The sequence below is a fragment of the Longimicrobium sp. genome, from assembly GCF_048594345.1.
Classification (GTDB): domain Bacteria; phylum Gemmatimonadota; class Gemmatimonadetes; order Longimicrobiales; family Longimicrobiaceae; genus Longimicrobium.
In genome coordinates this window covers 1-4187 of sequence record NZ_JBMDXM010000098.1, presented here as the reverse complement: position 1 = coordinate 4187, position 4187 = coordinate 1, and the positions used below count along the sequence as shown (strand labels likewise).

Annotated in this window: 4 protein-coding genes; 2 read left to right on the top strand and 2 right to left on the bottom strand. The window is 67.5% G+C overall.

Features of this window, described 5'->3' with window-relative positions:
* Positions 1–236: 236 nt before the first annotated feature.
* Positions 237–1076, bottom strand: coding sequence for a DUF4105 domain-containing protein (locus tag ACOJUJ_RS10945; protein ID WP_420126910.1), 840 nt, complete (start codon positions 1074–1076; stop codon positions 237–239).
* A gap of 279 nt (positions 1077–1355) precedes the next feature.
* Entirely contained in the window at positions 1356–1757 is a 402-nt protein-coding gene (locus tag ACOJUJ_RS10940) for a hypothetical protein (RefSeq protein WP_420126909.1), read from the bottom strand.
* 398 nt (positions 1758–2155) lie between these two features.
* On the opposite strand from ACOJUJ_RS10940, the gene ACOJUJ_RS10935 reads away from it, so the two are divergent.
* Both ACOJUJ_RS10935 and ACOJUJ_RS10930 read left to right on the top strand, forming a co-directional pair.
* Positions 2156–3070, top strand: a complete 915-nt coding sequence (locus tag ACOJUJ_RS10935) for a DMT family transporter (RefSeq protein WP_420126908.1) — start codon at positions 2156–2158, stop codon at positions 3068–3070.
* 307 nt (positions 3071–3377) lie between these two features.
* A complete protein-coding gene (locus tag ACOJUJ_RS10930; protein WP_420126907.1) occupies positions 3378–4004 on the top strand; it encodes a hypothetical protein in 627 nt (208 codons plus the stop codon).
* Positions 4005–4187: the final 183 nt, after the last annotated feature.

Genomic DNA, 4187 nt, shown 5'->3' with positions numbered 1-4187 from the left:
GGACTACTGAAAACAGAGGTCAGGGTACAGAGGAACAGAGAACAGCCAGAGGAACAGAGGAGGAATGCGGATCACCTCTGTTCCTCTGGCGGTTCCCGGTTCCTCTGTACCTTCCGATGTTGTTTTTCCGGATTCGGTATCACGATCACACGGAGTCAACGGAGTTGTCTCGTGCTGACTCCGCTGCTTCTTCGTGCGCGCCAGCCTCGGCAAAGATCCCGCTGGCCTGGGTGCGGTTACCCGCGGATGCTGGCGGAGAAGTCGGGGGCGGCGATGGCGGCGCGGGCGCGCTCGTTCACCTCGAAGCGGCGGCGGGCCTGCTCCAGCGGCAGCTCGGTGTCGATCAGGCCGCGCTCGTGCGCCAGCTTGTCGCTGTACCCGGGGAGCAGGATCTCCAGGCCGAACGGGATGTCCTTGTCGGCAATCTGGTTGACCGGCTCCAGGATGTTGGTGGTGCAGTTGTTGGAAAAGGTGTTGTAGAACTCCGGCCGCCGCTCCACCTGCTGCGCCCGACGCAGCATGCGGACGAACAGCGCGCGCGCCTGCTCGGGCGTGGCCCGCATGGGATACAGGTACACGGGGTCGTCCTTCAACACGCGCACGCCCACCAGGTCGCGCTCCTCGCCGATCACGTAGATCAGCTCGTACTGGCGAAGGGCGCCTTTCCAGATGGAGTACGACTCCCCCGCCTCGCGCCGCGCCTCCACGGACACGGCCACGTACTGCCCGTCCGCGAACTGAAAGGAGAGAAACGCGTGCGCCGGCCCACGCCAGTCGCGGTTGAACGGCGACAGCCCGAACCACACGCGCTGCAGCTTGTCCAGGTCGTACGTGTGGTCGCGGTAGCCGGGGGTGAAGTCGGTGCCGGTGCGGTAGGTAAAGTTGCGCACGTTGCGCACGTGTGCACGCTCGCCGTCCAGCGCGATGGACGGCAGCAGCGCCTGCTCCGCCACCCACGGACGCTCGTGCGTCGGCCGCCGCCGGCTCACCACGGCCGCGCCGGCGACGATGACGATCAGCAGCACGCACAGCAGCGCCCAGAGCATCTTCTTCAGCCGCGCGCGGATCGACGCCATCCTTCGCACCACATACCTGTCGTCATCGGGGGAGGATCATCGGGAGGGATTGCCGCGGCACAAAGGTAATCGCGGAGGGCGGAATGGGGAAACGGGAAAGATGAACAGCAGGGAATAGGGAATAGCCTGCACACGGCTCGAGCCGTTTCCATCGACGCGGGAGCCCCGCCAGGACTGCTCGTCCAGCGGGGCTCGCGGTTTCGAAAGCGGCGGGTTCAAGGAGCAAGAAGCGGGGACTGCTTTTATCCCGCTATTCCCTATTCCCTGTTCCCTATTCCCTTACCCCTGCCCTTCGTCCTCATCCACGCTCCCGGTTTCCTCACGCGCCTGCGTGAGGTATGCGCGAAGATCATCCTCGCCCAGGCCGGCCAGCTGGCGCAGGATGGCGTGGAACTGGTCGCGCATCGGGGCGCCCTCGGTGCGGGTGAGTTCATCGTCGATGTCAATGCGCCACCCGTTGTCATCCTCGTCGTCATCGGGCGCCGAGGTGGGGTCCAGCTCGGTCAGCGAGTGGAACACCAGCGTGGCGCCCAGCGAGTTGGGGTCGTCCACGTACGACGAGATCTCGGCCTCGGCCATGTAGATCCCGCCCTCCGCCTCGAAGATCCGGAACCCAAGGGCAACTCCGAATCCCTCCTCCTCACCACCATGGTCGTGGTCGTGGCCGTTCGTCTCGCTCATCCGTTCCTCCGCGTGTGTAACTGGCTCCGTCAGGGTCCTGCAAGCGGCGGCAAGATACGCACCCGGCCTGGGGAATGACACCCCCGCGTCCCGAACACGCCAGCCGTGGTGCCGGCGTCGGCATCGAAGAATTCAGACACCACCTGCACGGCGGAAGCGCCCGCCGGCCATGGCGCCATAACTCCGCCACCTTGGTCACGCACCGCCGTGGCGGTTCGCGGCGGTGGATCCGCATGCCGATGCCGCGGCGCGGCCCTGTCGCGGACGGCTGACGCGGCGCAGATTGTCGCGCGCGGGGCATGGATCATGAGTGCCCCGCATCCCCCAAACGACGACTCCGGCCCTCGCCACGCGGCGGGGCCGGAGCTTTTTGCCTCTATCCACCGAAGCACGCGGTTTTGAAGTCTCCGAAGGTGATCCTGGCGCTGGTGCTGGTGCAGGTGCTGTTCTCCACCCTTCCCGTGGTGGTGAAGGTGGCGCTGCGCGACCTGTCCAGCCCCGCGCTGGCGCTGCTGCGCGTGACCGGCGCAGCCATCCTGTTCCTGATCCTGCAGCGCGTCATCGTCCGCGAGCGCATCCGCTCGTGGCGCGACTACGGGCTGCTGGCGCTGTACTCGCTGTTCGGCGTGATCGCCAACCAGCTGCTGTACATCACCGCGCTCACCCTGACGACGGCCACGGCCGCGCAGACGCTGGTGGCCGCGGGCCCGGCCATGACGCTGCTGGTCGCCATCCTGCTCAAGAAGGAGACGGCCACGCGCGCCAAGTGGCTGGGCATCGCCCTGGCGGGGACCGGCGCGCTGATGCTCGTTGGCGTGGGCGTGCACGAGGGGAGCGTGGCGGGCAACCTGCTGGCGCTGAGCAACGTGGCCTCGTACAGCATCTACCTGGTGATCAGCCGCGGGCTGCTGAAGCGCTACCACGCGCTCACCGTCATCACCTGGGTGTTCGCGTTCGGCGTGGTGGGGATGATTCCGTGGGGGCTGATGCCCGCCATCCGCGAAACGGGCGGGATGAGTGCGACCACGTGGGCGGCAATGGCGTACATCATCGTGGGGCCCACGGTGGCGGCGTACTACCTGAACCTGTGGGCGTCGCGAAAGGTGGAGGCCAGCCTGGTATCCACCTTTGTCTACGTGCAGCCGGTGATGACGGCGCTGCTGGCCGTGCCCCTGCTGCACGAGCGCATCAGCCCCATGATGATCCCCGCCGTGGCACTGATTTTCGCCGGCGTGTCGGTGGCCATTCGCGCCGGCCGTACGCGGCGATCCGCCACGCCGTCGCCGGAGGATCAGGAGGTGGTGGAGCCGTGAGGGAGGAAGTGCGTGAGTGCGGAAGTGCGGAAGTGCGGAAGTGCGGAAGCGCGGGGCGTTGTCCTCGTTCCGTGTCTCGGCCCTCGTACCACTCTCGTGGCAGATGGTAGCAGATTTTGATGCAGTCGCCCAGGTGACACCTTCGTCCTCACGGTGGGACGATCGGCGGAATGCGCTCCGAGGCGGGCGCCGGACAAATTCGCGTGAGGGCTAAGTGATTGGAGGAATGTGACCTGGCACCTCCCTTGCTCGTCAGACGGGCCGAGTTCGGAGCGTAGCAGTTAACCGACAGCGGAGTATCAGCATCATGACGATCAAGAGCAGGCTTTCTCTTCCCCTGGCGCGGATGGTGGCCGCGGCGCTGTCGGCGGCGCCGGCGGACGCGCAGGGGAACGGGCGCGGCCACGGGAACGGCAACGGCAACAAGGGCCGCGCCGAGCAGCACGACCGCCGCCGCGACCGCGACGACGATCGCTGGGATGACCGGCGCGACGACCGCCGCGATTCCCGCGTCACGCGCCGCGACAACGGCGGGTGGGTGCTGAGCGGCGACCGCCGCACGCTGAGCCGCAACGGCCGCGCGGTGCCCCGCGGCTGGTGCCAGGGGCGCGGCAACCCGCACAACACCGCGGCCAACTGCGGCGGCTACCGCTACAACACCAGCCGCAGCATCTGGGAGTGGATCGGCTTGGGCGGCAGCGGCCGCTACGATCCGCGCTACGACGACAACCGGCGCAGCGACAGCCGCACCGTCTACGGCTCGCGCAGCAACACCAGCTATTCGGCCAGCCACAGCGAGTTCCACCGCGTGCACGACGCCCGCTGCCGCGACCGGATGAACAACGCCGACAATTGGTCGCAGCGCGTCCAGGTGACCTCGCAGTGCAAGGCCGAGCACGACGACTGGCACCGCCGCACCGGCACCCGCCACTGAGACCGGCGGACCGGCATCGACGGACCGGTGAAATGAACGAGGGCCCTCTTCCGGGAAGTCGGAAGAGGGCCCTCGTCTATTTCGGGCCTGGCGCGGAGGAGGCGCCTGAAGACGCCCCCCTGGAACGACGGGAAGCCCTTCGGGCTGGGCATCGGCGCGGCGTGAACGATCGGCGCGGGCTTC